The organism is Granulicatella sp. WM01 (assembly GCF_004570605.1).
GTDB lineage: Bacteria > Bacillota > Bacilli > Lactobacillales > Aerococcaceae > WM01.
Window position 1 is genome coordinate 1 of record NZ_SPPB01000001.1, and the last position, 17348, is coordinate 17348.

A 17348-nucleotide genomic window follows, 5' to 3' on the forward strand; every position below is an offset into this window, starting at 1 on the left:
CAACAAAAGATGGGTAGACGAATGAAGAGATATGGACGATTATTGATGAAGTATGAAGAAGATTTGGATGATAAAAAGTACGTGTATCATTATCTGTTTAAGACAGAGCTGACGGAAACGATGATTGTTAACGAGATATTATTATATGATGAAGAATTAAAAGAAGCGTATGAATATACAAGAGAGTTATTAACATATTACAGACAACGAAATTATACAGAATTTTATAATCTTATAAAAGAAGGCACTAAATCCACTAGAAAATTATTTAGACAAAAGTTTAATATTTTTATAAAGTATGCAAAGTCAATAAAAATAGCGTTTCAAGTTGAGTATTCTAACGGTGTTATTGAGGGGATAAATCGAAAAATAAAATTATTAAATCGCATGAGTTATGGGTTTAAATATTTTACATATTTACGAACTCGAGTATTTTTAGTGCAAGAAAAATTATTTAAACAATCTTAATATGGGCTGAAAAGTCTATCAAATCAGTATGCTTATTGTCAAGGCACGCTCACGCTATAAACCTTGACAACTGCATACCGATTCGAAAAGAAACAATTAGCCCTATTAAGAAAAAACAACTTAATATTTGCTGGAATTTTTACTTACCAACATAATTTGACGAAGAGCCATTTTAAATCCGGCGGGACTTTGGCATTTATACCGCTTTTATAGAATTTTACATTGCTTTCCTCAAAAGGAACATAATCTTTTTTCAGGCTTTCAGGATAGTTAGCTTTCCAATCCTGCAAAGCTTCTTTAGTAATTTCGTTATTTTCATACTTTTGTTTCATTTTCTGCCATTCTTCAAGCATATTACGGATTCTTAAGATAGCTTCACTGCCGAAATATATGCCTGTGGTAGTGTATCCGGGATCTTCGTCATTCATAATAACCTGTCTTATATTAACTTCAATACTGTCATCAAGCTTAAATAAGAATCGCATAAGGTCATGTTCCGTGTACGGATAGGCAGGTTCTTTCAGATAATCTTTATTTACATGAAGTGCAGCGGAAATATTTTCTAAGACATCATCTTTAGGAGTACGAATATCAAGTTCGTATTGTCTGATTCTGACATCATCTAAATGTGTTCTGTCTCCTAATGCTTTTTGAGTAATTCTCCGTAATTCACGGAACTTCTTAATTATTTTACCCAAACTCAATTTTAACACCTCCTTAGGAGCAAATTTGTTTCTCTTTTAATAATATAATCGAAAATAGAAAAAATACAATAGAAAAATGAAATTTAGAAAAAATATTAACAGAAACAAAAAAGCTACTTATAATCTAAAATATAAACAGAAATAAATAAGTTTCTGAAAAGAAAGGAGGAAAGTACGATGGAGAAATTATTTCTTACTTCAAATGAAGTTGCCGATTTACTAAATATATCGCAGCAACAAGCTTACAAAATTATCCGAGATATGAATAAGCAGCTGGCTGAACACGGCTTTCTTATCCTAAGGGGAAGAATCAATAAGAAATATTTTATGGAACAAATCTACAAATCAAAGGAGGGAGAATAATGCCTGCATATAAGGACGAAAAAAATGGAAAATGGTTCGTTTCGTTCTACTACAAGGATTGGGAGGGACAAAGTAGAAAGAAGCTAAAAAGAGGATTTGAAATAAAGAAAGAGGTGGTTGCCTATGAAAGAAATTTTACAGTTAAAATGTCCGGTTCACTCAATATACTTTTTGAGGATTACTTTGAACTCTATAAAGCCGATGTTATAGGAACCATTCGCCTTAATACATGAATGACAAAAGAACACATGATAAGGACAAAGATTTTACCGTTTTTCAGTGGCATGAAAATGAGTGAGATTAAGCCTGTTGTAGTAAAGAAGTGGCATAATGTACTCTTAAACATTGAAAATGCGGAAGGAGAAGCATATAAGCCGACTTATCTTAAGTCAATTCACGCACAACTAATCTGTATGTTCAACCATGCTGTTAAGTATTACGGACTAAGACAAAATCCTTGTAAGGTTACAGGTAGAATCAGAAAGCAAAAGAGTGATGAGGAAGTGGAATTCTGGACTAAAGATGAATATCTGCAATTTATTGAAGCTGTTAAAGATAAGGATATTTCATTTTATGCTTTTGAAATTCTTTATTGGACAGGGATTCGTTTAGGAAAACTCAGAGCATTGACAAAAGGGGATTTTGACTTTGATAAAAAGACAATGCGAATCAGTAAATCAGCACAGAGAATTAACGGAGAAGAAGTTATAACAGACCCGAAAACCCCTAAAAGCAAGAGAACAATAATGCTTCCTGATTTTTTAATCAGAGAGCTACAGGATTACTTCCTTAAAATCGGATACTTTTCAGAGGATGAGCAGATTTTCCCTAAATGTAAAACATATTTTAATAAGGAAATGGAAAGAGGAATAAAGAAGTTGGGAGTAAAGAAAATTAAGCTTCATGCACTAAGACACAGTCATATATCGCTGCTTATAGAAATGGGCTTTACACCGGTAGATATTGCAGCGAGAACAGGGCATGAAAGTATTAAGGTTTTGATGGATTACAGTCATATGTTCCCGAACAAACAGTTGGATATGGCAGATAAGCTTAATAAGGAGGGAGAGTACAGTGAAAGCACCGAAATTTCCAAGCTATGATGAAGCTGTCAATCGTAAAAAGAAAAAGACTCAAAATTTGCTGAGTAAAGAAGAGTGGCAAGCGTTGGAAGAAGAGAGAAAGCAAAAGGAAAGGGATAAAGGCAAGCGATTTGCAGGTCACAGAAAGATGTAACTATAGCATTTAGAACAAATCAAAAAGACAGAGAGCTTATTTTCAATAAGATTGCAATGTCCGGACTGAGCAGACAGGATTATATGACAAATGCAATTCTTAATGCTCCTATAAAGGTGTTTGCTACAAGAAATGTCATAGATAGTTGTAAAAGTGAGTTACAGGAAATTTTATCGGAACTGAAACGAGTGAAAGAATATGGAGAACTGGATGCTAATTATAGACATGAGCTTAGGATGATTGTTGAAATAATAGATGCAGCAATACAAGAAAAAAGCCTTTAGCCATAAAGACCAAAGGCAAGATGAAAGTACAACTTGGTATTTCATCATTGACAAGATCATTTTATCAGGTTGTACTTCTATCAGCAATAAAAAGATAGGAGGTTACGATGATAAACAGTGAGAAATATATTGAAAATATTCCGCAAGACTTAAAAAACCATAGTCAATGGTTATGGTTTAAAAGAATAGTAAATGTTGACAAGCACGGAATGGAAAAAGTCATAAAGATACCAGTAAGCCCGATAACATTGAAATCGAATTTTTGGAATCAAAAAGAAAATTGGGCAGATTTTGAAACGGCAGTTAATAATATGAAAAGTAGTGGCTGTGACGGATTGTCTTTTGTACTAAGCAAAGATGATCCGCTTGTGTGTATCGACTTGGACAATGTGGATAATAAAAAACTTGAGATATTTATAACGGACTTTAACGATACTTATATCGAAATATCACAATCCGGAAGAGGGTTACACATTTTTGTAAAGGGGAAAATAGAAAAGAACTTTAATAACCAGCTTGAGAAAGTTGAAATGTATCAAGAAAACAGATGTATTGCCATGACAGGTAATGTCTACAAATTTAATGATTTTGTTGCAAACAAAGTTCTCTTGAAACAAAAGGAGTTGGATAAATACTACAAGCTATTTTCCCCCAAAAAAAGTGTCAGAGAAGTTATTAGAAAATATCAGGAAGCTGCTGAATGTGTTCCTGATAGTGATACGGTTTTAGAAACTATGTGCAGATATAACGCAAAGGCAAAGGCGTTATTTGAAGGCTCCTATACAAGCGGTGATGCAAGTAAAGACGATTTCGGGCTGATTTTTTTCTTGAACAGCTTTACACATGGGAATGAGGAAATGATAAAAGAAATCTTTCTACAATCGGCTCTTAATAGAATTGATGATCGAAGCAAAAGAAGAACTGAAGAAGGTTATCTTAGATATTTAGATGAGAGTATCAACAAAGCGATAAAGAAAGGCTGTGGGCAGTATTGGGACCATAACTATTACAAAAATAAAGGAGGTTATGCTCTTGAATAATTGGCTTAAATTTGATGATGTGGAGCTTAACGATTATTTGAACCGTGAGCTTGAAATCATAGACAAAGGACAAGTCAAAAGTACAGCAACCAATCTAATTACTGTGTTAGTTAATCCCTCTTTCTGTAAAGAACAATCCATTATATCAGGAAATTTATTCTTTGATTCATGCAGCAAGACGATTCAGTTTTATGGGCGACTAAAAGGAGAAAATTATTCGGAATTTGAGATAAGAAAATGGAATGACCATATGACTAATGTGCTTGGGGCTGAAATTGAAAGAGAATTTGGAATCAAATACGCTAAGAATCGAATGGAAGATGCCATTACCTTTGTTGCACATAAGAAAACCGTTAATTTGCCGGCTATGTATATGAAATCATTAAGTTATGACGGAAAAGAATATATTAAAAAGCTTCTACCAAAATATCTTGGAGCAGATGACACGGTATTAAATTCTTGGATTATGAAGCATGTTTTAGTCGGTATGGTAAAGAGAGTTTTTAATCCCGGTTGTAAATTTGATGAACTGATGGTTCTTACAGGAATTTAAGGTGTAGGCAAGACCTCTTTTATAGAAAAACTCGCATTACTTCCCGAATGGTATTGTTCGCTAAACAATATAAAAGGGAAAGATGCCGTCAGCAATTTGGTAGGAAAGATTGTTGTTGAACTTGAAGAATTTGTTGCTCTTAGAAATGCGAAAAGTGCCGATGAAGCTAAGCTTTTTATATCTGCAAGAACAAGTACAGTAAGACTTCCCTATGAAAGGTTTTCAACGGATGTTAAACGAACTTGCATACTGATTGCGACTACAAATGATGCAACATTTTTAAGTGATTTTTCCGGGGAAAGAAGATATTTACCTGTAAAGGTTAATGCTGAGAATATACAAATCCCGTTAATGTATGATCCTGAAAAATATCCGATATTGGAAACTATCACAAGAAAAGAGCATGAGGAAATCATGAAACAGGATTTTGAAGGAGCGATCGCAGAAGCAGTATATCTTTATGAAAACAAACTTCGCGATTTCTATTTACCGAAAGAGTTGCGTTCGGATTTGGATTTTGTTATCCAAACACACAAGAGCGATAACAGGCATGTCCAAAACTTCTTTGACTTCATGGAATGGAAAACTACAAAATCCGATACACCGAACTTGTTATGTTCTGCCGAGTTTACGAGCAGGTATCCTGAAACAAATGAAAAAGTTTTTTCGGAACTTATGGCAAATGAAATGTTGGGCGAGTAGAAATTGGAGCCGTCTGTCAAAAGTAAGAAGGTGAGAATTGACGGTGTGGTAAGGGTAAGTAAGAAATTCTATAAGAGAAATGAAAATACTGATTTTATTGAGGTTGATTCTATGGACATACCATTCTAAGAGTTTTGAAAAAGTCCGCTACCGCTACTTTGCTACTCGTATGACAAGGTAGTGCGGTAGTGGTAGCGACAACTTTCAAACTTTCATAAAAAGCAGAGGAAATATTGAGAAGCTTTTCTAAAGACAGAACCCCACTATTTTTCTGTGATAGTTATAAGAGATTATTAGTAAAAGTATTATTTTCGGTGAGATAGCAAGCATATACTTTTTGACCACAGTCATAAAAGTAGGCTTGTAAGCTGACAATTCAGCTTAAAGAGTTTAGGGAGAACCCTAAGACCCCGAAGAAGAAAGGAGTGATGAAAAATGGCATTGAAAGTATCAAAAAAGCCTTGCAAGGAGAACTACTTTTCCTATCAGAATTTAGAGAAAAAGTTTCCGACTATATCATCAATGAGGTGATTGGCTGATGGCGGTTACGAAGATACATCCGATTAAAACAACACTGAAAAAGGCGATAGACTATATCTGTAACGGAGATAAAACAGATGATGAAATCTATGTTACAACACACCTTTGCAGTAGAGAAAATGCTCACAAAGAGTTTGAACTTACCAAGAAATAATTTGGCTCAAGAACTAAGACTTTAGCACATCATCTAATCCAATCCTTTGTTCCGGAAGAAGTCAGTTTTGAAGAAGCACATCAAGTTGGAATGGAGTTATGTGAAAAGATTTTAGGTGGGAACTATGATTATGTTTTAGCGACACATATCGATAAAGATCATATTCATAATCATATAATCTTTAATTCCATAGATGTTGATGAGGGTAAGGTGTACCACTCTTGTTACGGCTCCTATATGAATATTCGAAATCAGAGCGACAAGCTTTGCAAGGAGTATAATTTATCTGTCATCGACCAAGAAACAGAAAAAGAAATCAACGAAATTAAGCGAAGAAAATTTGTGAATTGGTACGACTGGAATGAAGATAAAAAAGGCATCAGCTATAAATCAAGGCTTCAATTTGATATTGATAGGACTATAAAGCAGTCAATCAATTGGCAGGACTTTCTATCTAAAATGGAAAGCTGTGGTTATGAAATTAAGATTGGTAAACACATAGCTTTTAGAAGTAAAAATCAGCAGAGATTTACCAGAGCAAAGACCATAGGAGCTAACTATATCGAAGAAAGAATTAAGGAACGAATCCTGAATAAAGATAGAGAGATTGGCAATATCGTAGATATTAAGAACAACGATAAAGCAAAGTCAAGTAGAGGATATGAGCGTTGGGCGACAAAGCATAATCTTCAAACAGCGGCTTCAACGCTGGTTGAGATTAGAAGCAAAGGCTTTAGGTCAATGGAAGAATTGGAGCGTGGCATTAGTCGAATATCCAATGAAAAGAATGAACTAAGACAGGAATTTGATAAGCTGTTATGGGAGCAAAAGAGGATAAAGGAAGTAGTAAAGCATATTCAAATCTGTATAAGCAAAAGAGAACATTATGAGGGTCATCGCAGAAATCCGAACGATAAAATTTATATGATGATGAATCGAAAAAATGTAGAAGCCTATCAGAAGTCTTATGAGGAAATAGATATTTTTCTTAAGCAATTTCCACACTTAAGACATACTGTAGTAGGAGAGTTAAAGACAAAATCAAGTGAAAATCTTTTTAGGAAATTAAATGAGCATTCTAAAGAATTACAAGTTAAACAAGAGGCGATTGCAAAGAAACATAATTCATTAGCAGCAGAGCATGATGAATTGAGACATTTGAAAGTTAATATGAATGATTATCTTGGTAGGGATAAAACGGAGGAGAAAAAGAAATCCATTATTGGAGCAATTAAAAGGCATCAGGCTGAAGATAAGGAAAAGCTAAAAGAAAAGAAAGAAGCAAGCAAAGAAGCTGAGAGATAAACTTATGGTCGGTGTGGTTTTATGACGACGCCGACTTCTTGTATTTTATGAGTTCGTATATTTACGTTGGAAAAATATAGAAATTTATAAAATCTAAAATTAAAACAGAGAGAACGCTATATTTAAGTGCCTAAATATGGTATAATATTCTAAATTAGATTTAGGAACTCATAGAAAGTGAGGAAATTTAATGAAAGCTAATTATAAAAGATTGTGGCATATTTTATTGGATAGAGATATGAAAAAGAAAGAGTTAGCTCACATAGCCGGAGTTAGTACATATACTATCAACAAACTTAATAAGAACGATAATGTAACGGTTGAAGTTTTAGGGAAGATTTGCAAAGCTTTGGATTGTACATTAGACGATATTATGGAATTTGAAGAGGATGGTGAATAAAGAATGGCTGGAAAAAACAATGCAAATATAGGTTTTGAAAAACAAATTTGGGACGCAGCTTGTGTTCTTTGGGGACATATTCCTGCTGCTGAATATAGAAAAGTAATTGTTGGACTTATTTTTCTTCGTTATATATCCAGTGCCTTTGAAAAACGCTATGAGGAACTTTTAAAAGAAGGCGATGGCTTTGAAAACGATAGGGATGCATATGCAGAAGAAAATATTTTCTTTGTGCCGGAAGAAGCTCGTTGGAGCAAGATTTCCTCCGCTGCGCACACACCTGAAATTGGCACAGTAATTGATGACGCCATGAGGGCAATTGAAAAAGAAAATACGAGCTTAAAGAATGTTTTGCCTAAGAACTATGCCAGCCCTGATTTGGATAAAAGAGTATTAGGGGAAGTCGTTGACTTATTTACTAACGAAGTAAAAATGGATGGAACAGAGGTAAGTAAAGATTTATTGGGTAGGACATATGAGTATTGTATTGCTCAGTTTGCTTCCTATGAAGGAACAAAGGGTGGAGAATTTTATACGCCTTCAAGTATTGTAAAAACAATCGTTGCAATACTAAAACCTTTCAATAATTGCCGAGTGTATGATCCTTGTTGCGGCAGTGGTGGTATGTTTGTACAAAGTGAAAAATTCGTACAGGCTCATAGCGACAATCGAGGGAATATTTCTGTTTATGGACAGGAATCTAATGCAGACACATGGAAGATGGCGAAAATGAATATGGCAATAAGAGGAATTGATGCCAATTTTGGTTCTTATCATGCCGATACATTTTTTAATGACATCCATAAAACATTAAAATCGGATTTCATTATGGCAAATCCACCGTTTAATCTTTCCAATTGGGGTGCAGACAAATTAAAGGATGATGTTCGGTGGAAATATGGAACTCCGCCATCGGGAAATGCGAACTATGCGTGGATACAACATATGATTCACCACTTGGCACCTAATGGGAAAATAGGTTTAGTACTTGCTAATGGAGCATTATCATCCCAATCTTCAGGCGAGGGAGAAATAAGGAAAAAGATTATAGAAGATGATCTAGTTGAAGGGATTGTAGCTTTGCCGACACAACTGTTTTATAGCGTTACTATTCCAGTGACATTATGGTTTATTACAAAAAATAAAAAACAGAAAGGAAAGACTCTATTTATTGATGCCAGAAAAATGGGATATATGGTTGATAGAAAACATAGAGATTTTACGGAAGGTATACAAGAAGACGGAAGTCTTGGAGATATTGACGTATTAGCGAAAACCTTTGAAGATTTTCAAAATGGAGAATTAGAGGAGAAAAAGGGATTTTCTGCCATAGCGTCAATAGAAGATATAGCAAAACAAGATTATATATTAACTCCCGGTCGATATGTAGGCATTGAAGAGCAAGAAGATGACGGCGAGCCTTTTGAGGAAAAGATGACAAGACTGACCTCAGAGCTTTCGGATATGTTTGAGAAATCTCATGAACTTGAAGAGGAAATCAGAAAGAAACTGGGGGAGATTGGTTATGAAATGTAATTGGTGTATAAAAAAACTATCCGAAATTGCTCATATCAATCCCAAAGAAAGTATTGGTAAAGGAATCATGGCAAAAAAAGTACCAATGGATAAATTGCAACCGTTTTGTAGGGATATTCCAGAATTCATTTTGGAAGAGTATAAGGGTGGAGCTAAATTTAGAAATGGTGACACGATAATGGCAAGAATAACACCTTGTTTGGAGAATGGAAAAATTTCAAAGGTTTCTATTTTGGATGATGATGAAGTTGGTTTTGGATCAACTGAATACATTGTTTTTCGTGCTATTGAAGGTGTTAGTGATGCTGATTTTCTGTATTATTTGATTTGTAGCCCATTGGTTCGTAATCCAGCAATTAAATCTATGGTGGGATCATCGGATCGCCAAAGAGTACAAACTGATGTAGTTGTTAATTTGGATATAGAGTTGCCTAATATCAAAGAGCAAAGGAAAATAGGAAGTATACTAAGGGCTCTTGATGACAAAATAGCGTTGAATAATGCGATAAACAATAATTTAGAGCAGCAAGCTCAGGCAATATTCAAAGAATGGTTTATTGACAATCCCGAAAACAATAAATGGTCAACAGGAACATTCTCTGAACTTATTAACTCAACCTTAAATGGTGATTGGGGAAAAGAAACACCGACAGGCAATAACATTGAAAAGGTTTACTGTATTAGAGGTGCAGATATTCCCGAAGTTAAAGCAGGCAATAAAGGCAAAATGCCCACAAGATATATTCTTCCTAAAAACTTTGTCACAAAGCAACTTACAGCCGGGGACATTGTTGTTGAAATTTCAGGAGGTAGTCCTACTCAATCAACCGGAAGATGCACAGCCATAACTCAATCATTACTTGACCGTTATGATAGCGGTATGGTTTGCACAAATTTCTGTAAGGCAATAAAGCCTAAAGAAGGATACAGTCTGTTTATCTACTATTATTGGCAATACCTGTATAGCAAAGGTGTCTTTTTCTCTTATGAAAATGGCACAACGGGAATTAAAAACCTTGACTTTTCAGGCTTTATTGAAACAGAAACTATTTTAATTCCACCAGCAGATCAAGTTATAGCATTTGACAATTATTGTAAATCCATTTTTAATCAAGTCTTTGCTAATGGTAAACAAAACGAACATCTTGCTGTGCTTCGAGATACCCTTTTGCCCAAACTTATGTCCGGCGAGCTTGATGTACCAGACACGGACCTCTAAGCCGCTAAATTATTGTTTAGCATATAATATATCCATAACTTCTGTGGGTGGCAGAAGTTAATATCAGGGGACTTCCGCCCCATAGTCGTTCTCTAAAAATAAATAAGGAGGATTGACTGTGAAACAAGATTTAATCAAAGATGTTGTCCAAGGAATGTTACCATACTTGAACAACGCACAAAATGAGAAGTTACGAGAAGTTTTGCAATATACCCTTGCAAATTATGATGTAACAGAAAACAAGCAACAAGAGAAAATTTCGGAGCAGAACTTTATAGAATTGTTCTTATCGGCAAAACGTATAGAAGGGTGTTCCGAGAAATCCCTCAAATACTACAAATCTACTATTGAAGCTATGCTTGATGAACTCAAAAAAGATGTCAAACGCATAGTTACAGATGATATAAGAGGATATCTGACAGAGTATCAAGAAAAGAAAAAGTCAAGTAAAGTTACAATAGACAATATACGCCGTATTCTTTCAAGTTTCTTCTCGTGGTTGGAAGATGAGGACTATATACTGAAAAGTCCGGTACGACGTATACACAAAGTTAAAACTGGCACAAATATAAAGGAAACCTATTCTGATGAAGCGTTGGAGCTTATGAGGGATAACTGCACAGAACTGAGAGATTTGGCAATTATAGATATGCTCGCTTCTACCGGTATGCGTGTAGGAGAAATGGTGCTGCTTAATCGTAATGATATTGATTTCAATGAGAGAGAATGTATTGTTTTCGGTAAGGGCAGTAAAGAACGGGTTGTTTACTTTGATGCAAGAACAAAGATACATTTGCAGAATTACTTGAAAAGCAGAACAGATGATAATCCGGCACTGTTCGTATCCTTGAAATTACCTCACAAAAGATTGAAAATCGGCGGGGTTGAAGTGAGATTAAGGGAATACGGAAAGAAATTAGGTTTGCAAAAGGTACACCCACATAAATTCAGGCGTACGCTTGCAACTATGGCAATAGATAAAGGAATGCCTATTGAGCAATTGCAACAGCTCTTGGGGCATAGGAAAATAGATACGACCTTGCAGTACGCAATGGTCAAACAGAGTAATGTTAAGATTGCTCATCGAAAATATATTGGATAGAAAGGAGAACGGATATGGCTGTATGGGAGACAATTAGACTTGATAAGATAGTTTCAACAAATCAAAGCACTTATTCTCCAAAAGAAGATTGGCAATTTGTAAACTATTTAGATACTGGAAATATTACGATGAATCGAGTTGATGAAATACAGTATATAAACACTTCAACGGACAAGTTGCCGAGCAGAGCAAGAAGAAAAGTAAAATTGAATAGTATCATTTACTCAACTGTAAGACCTAATCAGTTGCACTATGGAATTATTAAAGAACAGCCTGACAATTTTTTAGTATCAACAGGATTTGCGGTAATTGATGTCGATTTTGAGAAAGCAGTTCCAGATTACATTTATTATGTTTTGACGCAAAAGAAAGTTACAGAACATCTACAAGCGATTGCAGAACAGAGCGTGTCAGCTTATCCTTCTATTAAGCCTTCAGATATTGAAAATTTAGAGCTTCTTCTTCCTGATAGAAAAACACAGGAAAAGATTGTAGCTATTCTTAGTTCAATGGATAAGAAAATAAAACAAAATAATGAAATAAACAATAATTTAGCGGCTTAAAGGTTCGTGTCTGGTACATCAAGCTCGCCGGACATCAGCTTAGGCAATAAGGACTCTCTCAATTCTTCAAGATATGTATTTTCGGAGATGTTAGATGAAATTTGTTTATATAATGCAGTTACAACCTCATCTAACGGTTTCAATGTTGAAAAGTCACTTGGTAGGAACAGCTTGTATTCAGGCAAAGCCTTTTTACTTAAATGTAGAACTGTTGTACCATTTACGTATCCCAAACAATGAGACTTGAATTTCTTGTCTTGAAGAATTGTGGCAATGAGGAATCTGGAAACACTGTCCTTTTTAGGAAGAACTTTTACCAAATCCATAGAGAAAATAATATCATCATACCCTGATTTGCTCATTATTAGTTCTGCATTACCGATAACTTCGGCATTTTGAGTTAAGTCTGTATGAGCAACTAAAGTATCAAACAATTCAGCGTGTTGAGATTCTTTTAATTTTGACGATGGAATAATTTCTTTATAACCATCCAACTTGAATCCGCCTTTACGGTCAAAGTTCTTTATTGTTGCCATAGCTATTGAGGAATCGGTAAGTTCAGTTCCTTTGTATGAGTATCCACTAATGAACTCAGCTATGTCTGACAAAGGTGTTTCTACCCAATCGGAAGGCATAACACCATCAAAAGGTTTATAATCAGAAAGCCAAGCGGTGCATATTGTTTTGATTTGTTCAAATAAATTATTGTTTATATTACAGAAGGAGTCGTAAATATGGAAGAAATAATATTTAATAAAGATGAAATGGAAAATTATGGAATAGAGATAACTTCTGTAAGCTCTTTCATTGATGAAGTAAATAGGTTAAAAGATGCTTTGTATGGGAGCAATGAGGAATTATTTTTCAGAGGGCAAAAAACTGATTTCTGGGATGTTATTCCAAGCATTTTTAGAGGTGATTTTTTAAGTGTAGAACATACATTAATGCAGGTTCCTCTATTAAAAGCACCTTATGAATTTATTTCTATAAATAATGATTTTGAAATTATGACAAAATACCAACATTATGGAATGTGCACAAGATTGTTAGATTTAACTACGAATCCGTTAGTGGCTCTATACTTTGCTTGTGAAGAATATGGTGATGTCTGTTATAAGGGAATTGAAAATGAAGAAGACACTAAAAGACAAGAAGCGAACGGTGTAATATTTTTTAATAAAAAATACTCTGTATCTACAAATGAGATAAATATAAAAGTTATATCCTCTTTATCTCAGATAGATTTATCAAATGATAATACCCTTGAATCCATATTGAGAAAACTTACAGAACGGCAAGCTATCTCACAAGAGTTAGAAGAAAGATGGAAATCAAGAGAACATTTCGAAGAATTTATAAATATTATTCAGAATAATTATATTGTTATACCTCCATACAATAATGAAAGATTATCAAGGCAATGCGGAATGTTTTTATTGGCAGGATGCTTTAATTTTGTTTATACCGAGTCAATCAGTGAGTCCAGTATAGAAAAAGGATATAAAGATTTACGAGATGAATTTGATAGAAAGTTTTTCTATATTCCTGGAGAGAAGAAGAAAGAAATATTAGAAGAATTAGATACTTATAATATAAATGAGGCAACTTTATTTCCTGAATTAGAGCATCAATTGAGCTATATAAAAAATAAAAAGAATGTTAAAACAAAGGCTTCATCAGAATTTATAAAATTTGATTCTAATGATATAAACCAACAAATAATAAAAACAGATATTGAAATAAGTGGAAACATAATAAAAGATGAGAGTTTCAAAGATACTGTCATTAAAGATTTAAGCGAAAAATATCATTTCGATATACAAGAAATATGGGAATTAGTGGAAGAATGGGTTTCAATAGTTGATTGGAATAGACAAGAGTCTATATTAAGTAGATTTAGGGTGAGCGTTCAAAAAGTCTTACTGAAAAATGAATTTGATAAAGAACATGCAAAGAATGAATCTGAGTATATTAGTGATAAAATTATAAAGATAGCAACTGAATTATCGAAGAGGAGTGAAGAATAGTGTCGGAATTTTTTATAGAAGCAGATTATGAAAACTCAATAATTGAATTATTTCAGACTGATTTAGGATACGAGTATGTATACGGTCCGGATATTGAAAGAGACTTTTATAGCCCATTATATGAAGACATTCTGATTGAATCTCTATATCGTTTGAATAGAGGAGTACCGGATGATGCTATTCAAGAAGCACTATATAAACTCAAAAATTTTGAAAATGGGGAGCTTGTGCAGAAAAACGCTATATTTATGGACTATCTGCAAAGTGGTATTTCTGTCAGATATTTTGTTGATGGTGAAGAGCGTTCTTCTATCATCTATCTTGTTGACTACAAAAATCCCGAAAACAACTCCTTTGTTGTTGCTAATCAATGGACATTTATTGAAAATAGTAATAAACGTCCTGATATAATTTTGTTCTTAAATGGTTTACCAGTTGTATTAGTGGAACTAAAGGCTCCTTCTCGTGAAGAAACTGATGCTTCAGAAGCTTACAGGCAGCTCCGTAACTATATGCAGGAAATTCCGTCCATGTTTATTTATAATGCTATTTGCGTTATGAGCGATCAATTGACATCTAAAGCTGGTACTATCACTTCCGGTGAAGACCGTTTTATGGAGTGGAAAACAAAGGATGGGAATTACGAAAATACACAGTATGCTCAGTTTGACACTTTCTTTGAGGGAATGTTTCAAAAAGAAAGACTGCTTGATATTATCAAGAACTTTATTTGCTTTTCAAATGAGGGGATTGATACCTTTAAAATTCTTGCCGGGTATCATCAGTATTTTGCGGTAAGAAAAGCGATTGAATCTACAAAGCACGCCACTATTACTGACGGTAAAGGAGGTGTTTTCTGGCATACACAAGGAAGTGGTAAATCGCTTTCGATGGTGTTCTATGCTCATTTATTGCAGGAAGCATTGAATAGCCCTACTATCGTTGTACTTACAGATAGAAACGACCTTGACGACCAACTTTACGGACAGTTTGCAAAGTGTAAAGACTTTTTAAGGCAAGAGCCTATGCACGCTGAAAGTCGTGAAAACCTGAAAACTTTGCTTACTGGCAGACAAGCAAATGGTATTATCTTTACCACAATGCAGAAATTTGAGGAGTCCGATGAACCACTGTCCGAACGAAATAATATTGTTGTTATGGCGGACGAAGCACATAGAGGGCAGTATGGACTTGCCGAAAAGATAAAGATTACAAAAAATGAAGATGGTGATGAAGTAGCAAAGCGTGTTATCGGCACAGCAAGAATCATTCGTAATACGCTTCCGAATGCCACATATATAGGATTTACAGGAACACCTATTTCATCAAAAGATCGTAGCACTCGTGAAGTGTTTGGTGATTATATTGACATCTACGATATGACGCAAGCGGTTGAAGATGGTGCAACACGTCCGGTTTATTATGAGAGCCGTGTAATTAAGCTAAATCTTGATGAAACTACCTTGAAATTAATTGATGCAGAATATGATTTGATGGCTCTTAATGCTGATGAGGAAGTTATCGCAAAGAGTAAGAGAGAGCTGGGTCAGATAGAAGCGGTTCTTGGTAATGATAACACTATAAATTCCCTTGTTTGTGATATTCTTGATCATTATGAAAATAATAGAGAGAATCTGCTTACAGGTAAGGCTATGATTGTTGCGTATTCTCGCCCTATTGCCATGAAAATTTACAAGCGAATATTAGAACTTCGTCCGGATTGGACTGAAAAAGTAGGTGTTGTTATGACCTCCGGCAACAATGATCCAGAAGAATGGAGACAGATTATTGGTAATAAACACCATAAGAATGAGATTGCAAAGAAATTCAAAGATAACGACAGTACTATGAAGATTGCGATTGTTGTTGATATGTGGTTAACAGGGTTTGATGTTCCTTCTCTTGCTACGATGTATGTATACAAGCCTATGTCCGGGCACAATCTCATGCAAGCAATTGCTCGTGTAAACCGTGTATTTCGTGATAAAGAAGGCGGGCTTGTTGTTGACTATGTTGGAATTGCGACTGCTTTGAAACAGGCGATGAACGACTATACATCTCGTGATAAAAAGAACTATGGTGATACTGATGTCGGAAAGGTTGCATATCCGAAATTCTTGGAGAAATTATCAGTTTGCCGTGATAAGTTTCATGGATATGATTATACAAAGTTTATTAATGGTACAGATCTTGAGAGAGCAAAAACTATCAGTGGTGCTGTAAATTTTATTATCAGCAGAGAAAAAGTTGATGATAAAGATTCTTTCGTAAAAGAAGCTCTTATGCTTCATCAGGCTCTTTCTCTTTGTTCTTCTTTGGTTGATGAAGATAGTAGATTTGAAGCAGCATTCTTTGAGGCTGTTCGAGTTCTTGTTCTCAGACTTACCAATACCGGTGTTGGTAAAAAGATTTCCTTACCGGAAATGAATGCAAGAATAAATGAACTTTTGAAACAGAGTATTAAAAGTGATGGGGTAATAAATTTATTTTCAGATATCAAAGAGGAGTTTTCTTTGTTTGACCCCAAATTTCTTCAAGATGTTGCAAATATGAAAGAGAAAAATCTTGCAGTTGAACTATTGAAAAAATTAATTGCAGAACAGGTTTCTGTTTATCGCAGAACAAATATTGTAAAATCTGAAAAGTTCAGCGAGATTATGCAGCGTTCTCTGAATGCTTATCTTAACGGTATGCTTACCAATGAAGAAATTATAGAAGAAATGTTAAAGTTGGCAAAACAGATTGCAGCAGCACATCAAGAGGGAGACAGATTAGGGTTGACTGCTGATGAACTTGCTTTTTATGATGCCTTAACAAAACCACAGGCAATCAAGGACTTTTATGAAAACGACGAGCTGATTGCAATAACAAAAGAATTAGCCGATACTCTACGTAAGAATAAGACTATTGATTGGCAGAAGCGTGAATCAGCGAGAGCTAAAATGCGTATGCTGATAAAGAAACTTTTGAAAAAACATAAATATCCGCCTGAAGGAATGGATGATGCCGTTCAGACTGTTATGACACAGTGCGAACTTTGGACAGATAATTTCAACTTTGAAGAAGATTACAAGGTTTATTTTAATACTAATTTTACAAATGAAAATCTATCTTTGGTTGCAGAAGAAAAGGGCAAATATAATTAATTAGTT

Annotated in this window: 18 protein-coding genes and 1 pseudogene; 17 read left to right on the top strand and 2 right to left on the bottom strand. The window is 34.6% G+C overall.

Annotated elements, in window-relative coordinates; translation table 11 throughout:
- A partial coding sequence (locus tag E4T68_RS00005) for a transposase (RefSeq protein WP_167753745.1) occupies positions 1-468 on the top strand: 468 nt, incomplete at its 5' end.
- Between the two features lie 143 nt (positions 469-611).
- Here the strand turns inward: E4T68_RS00005 and E4T68_RS00010 are convergent.
- Positions 612-1172, bottom strand: coding sequence for a helix-turn-helix domain-containing protein (locus E4T68_RS00010; RefSeq protein WP_135122879.1), 561 nt, complete (start codon positions 1170-1172; stop codon positions 612-614).
- Between the two features lie 177 nt (positions 1173-1349).
- On the opposite strand from E4T68_RS00010, the gene E4T68_RS00015 reads away from it, so the two are divergent.
- The 14 genes and pseudogenes from E4T68_RS00015 to E4T68_RS00075 all read left to right on the top strand — a co-directional run bounded on the left by E4T68_RS00015 (position 1350) and on the right by E4T68_RS00075 (position 12169).
- Positions 1350-1535 (top strand): transcriptional regulator, encoded by a 186-nt coding sequence (locus E4T68_RS00015; protein WP_066713487.1) that lies wholly within the window; start codon positions 1350-1352, stop codon positions 1533-1535.
- Complete coding sequence (locus tag E4T68_RS09700) at positions 1535-1768, top strand: Arm DNA-binding domain-containing protein (protein ID WP_228099186.1); 234 nt, start codon at positions 1535-1537, stop codon at positions 1766-1768. Before E4T68_RS00015 ends, E4T68_RS09700 begins: the two co-directional genes overlap by 1 nt.
- Positions 1769-2638 (top strand): site-specific integrase, encoded by an 870-nt coding sequence (locus tag E4T68_RS00020; RefSeq protein ID WP_245175674.1) that lies wholly within the window; start codon positions 1769-1771, stop codon positions 2636-2638.
- Positions 2610-2771, top strand: coding sequence for a hypothetical protein (locus E4T68_RS09705; RefSeq protein WP_228099188.1), 162 nt, complete (start codon positions 2610-2612; stop codon positions 2769-2771). The genes E4T68_RS00020 and E4T68_RS09705 overlap by 29 nt, the downstream gene beginning before the upstream one ends.
- Before the next feature lie 38 nt (positions 2772-2809).
- Positions 2810-3055, top strand: a complete 246-nt coding sequence (locus tag E4T68_RS09710; RefSeq protein WP_371682783.1) for a hypothetical protein — start codon at positions 2810-2812, stop codon at positions 3053-3055.
- 107 nt (positions 3056-3162) lie between these two features.
- Positions 3163-4095, top strand: a complete 933-nt coding sequence (locus tag E4T68_RS00030) for a DNA primase (protein WP_135122881.1) — start codon at positions 3163-3165, stop codon at positions 4093-4095.
- A gap of 250 nt (positions 4096-4345) precedes the next feature.
- Positions 4346-5350: pseudogene (locus E4T68_RS09715) on the top strand (VapE domain-containing protein).
- Positions 5351-5888: 538 nt separating this feature from the next.
- Positions 5889-6044, top strand: coding sequence for a hypothetical protein (locus tag E4T68_RS09490; RefSeq protein ID WP_209305039.1), 156 nt, complete (start codon positions 5889-5891; stop codon positions 6042-6044).
- Between the two features lie 36 nt (positions 6045-6080).
- A complete protein-coding gene (locus E4T68_RS00045) occupies positions 6081-7349 on the top strand; it encodes a relaxase/mobilization nuclease domain-containing protein (protein WP_209305041.1) in 1269 nt (422 codons plus the stop codon).
- A 190-nt stretch (positions 7350-7539) separates the two neighbouring features.
- Complete coding sequence (locus tag E4T68_RS00050; protein WP_135122883.1) at positions 7540-7749, top strand: helix-turn-helix transcriptional regulator; 210 nt, start codon at positions 7540-7542, stop codon at positions 7747-7749.
- Between the two features lie 3 nt (positions 7750-7752).
- A complete protein-coding gene (locus E4T68_RS00055) occupies positions 7753-9285 on the top strand; it encodes a class I SAM-dependent DNA methyltransferase (RefSeq protein WP_135122885.1) in 1533 nt (510 codons plus the stop codon).
- Positions 9275-10504, top strand: coding sequence for a restriction endonuclease subunit S (locus E4T68_RS09975; protein ID WP_209305040.1), 1230 nt, complete (start codon positions 9275-9277; stop codon positions 10502-10504). Before E4T68_RS00055 ends, E4T68_RS09975 begins: the two co-directional genes overlap by 11 nt.
- A gap of 118 nt (positions 10505-10622) precedes the next feature.
- On the top strand, positions 10623-11606 hold the full coding sequence (xerA, locus tag E4T68_RS00070; protein WP_135122887.1) for a site-specific tyrosine recombinase/integron integrase: 984 nt from the start codon (positions 10623-10625) through the stop codon (positions 11604-11606).
- Between the two features lie 14 nt (positions 11607-11620).
- Positions 11621-12169, top strand: coding sequence for a restriction endonuclease subunit S (locus E4T68_RS00075; RefSeq protein ID WP_135122888.1), 549 nt, complete (start codon positions 11621-11623; stop codon positions 12167-12169).
- On the opposite strand, the gene E4T68_RS00080 is transcribed toward E4T68_RS00075, so the two are convergent.
- Positions 12166-12705 (bottom strand): restriction endonuclease subunit S, encoded by a 540-nt coding sequence (locus E4T68_RS00080; RefSeq protein ID WP_245175675.1) that lies wholly within the window; start codon positions 12703-12705, stop codon positions 12166-12168. The genes E4T68_RS00075 and E4T68_RS00080 overlap by 4 nt on opposite strands.
- Before the next feature lie 198 nt (positions 12706-12903).
- Here E4T68_RS00080 and E4T68_RS00085 point away from each other — a divergent pair, with 198 nt between their 5' ends.
- Both E4T68_RS00085 and E4T68_RS00090 read left to right on the top strand, forming a co-directional pair.
- The gene (locus E4T68_RS00085) at positions 12904-14196 is read left to right on the top strand and encodes an FRG domain-containing protein (protein ID WP_194185060.1); all 1293 of its coding nucleotides are present in this window, start codon (positions 12904-12906) and stop codon (positions 14194-14196) included.
- On the top strand, positions 14196-17342 hold the full coding sequence (locus E4T68_RS00090; RefSeq protein ID WP_135122892.1) for a type I restriction endonuclease subunit R: 3147 nt from the start codon (positions 14196-14198) through the stop codon (positions 17340-17342). The genes E4T68_RS00085 and E4T68_RS00090 overlap by 1 nt, the downstream gene beginning before the upstream one ends.
- Positions 17343-17348 lie beyond the last annotated feature (6 nt).